The 723-nt window shown below is 42.2% G+C and carries 1 protein-coding gene; it reads left to right on the top strand.

Features of this window, described 5'->3' with window-relative positions:
- A partial coding sequence (locus ACFINI_RS10075) for a hypothetical protein (RefSeq protein ID WP_375648054.1) occupies positions 1 to 723 on the top strand: 723 nt, incomplete at both ends.

Below are 723 nucleotides of genomic sequence, written 5' to 3'. Positions count from 1 at the left end.
TTCGTGATCAAGACGGGGGAGCTTAGAAATAGCGGTCAATTGGCATCGGGGCAGGATTTAGTCTTTAGCGTGACGGGCGATGTGACCAACAACAAAACGGGCTTAATTTATGTGAAGGGCAATGGTGCTTTACAGGTTGATGGGGTTTTGTTGAATGATTTTGGCACCATAATGGCAGAGGGTGATTTGGGTTTCACCAATGCGGCTGGCAGCGGAAAAAGCTTTTCGCTTGTCAATAAAGCAGGCTCTATTCAAGCAGGTGGAAACTTAAATATCCAAACCAACACCCTGAAAAACGAAGCCGATAGCACGCCTGTCATCACGGAAAAAACGGAATATAGCGATATTTCTTTCCAAAAACCAGAGGGTTCTGATAGGCTCAGTGATGGGATGTTATATCAAGATGGTCCCAACCTTTGGGGAAAGGGGCACACTAAGGATGAACTTACTCATCCACCTCTACCAAATTATGTACCGAATTATTATGTCTTTCATACAGAAGAATTTGTATTTGATAAAAAGCTTTGGTCGAGCAAAGAAGAAACTTATGGTGCCGCAATTTCAAACGATGGAACAGTCTACAAGTCATTTACTTGGAAATATGACAAGACAAACAGTAATATAGAACGGTATCGATGGTATAACCGGTCACACATGACAGAAAAGACTGTCACACAAGCATTTTCGCATAAACCAACTGTTTCGGGGGTAATACAATCTAGT

Origin of the sequence: Bartonella sp. AA56HLJMS, assembly GCF_042197145.1 — a bacterium.
In the GTDB taxonomy this organism is placed as follows: domain Bacteria; phylum Pseudomonadota; class Alphaproteobacteria; order Rhizobiales; family Rhizobiaceae; genus Bartonella.
Note: the sequence above shows the minus strand (reverse complement) of the source record. Positions and strands in the feature narration are given on the sequence as shown.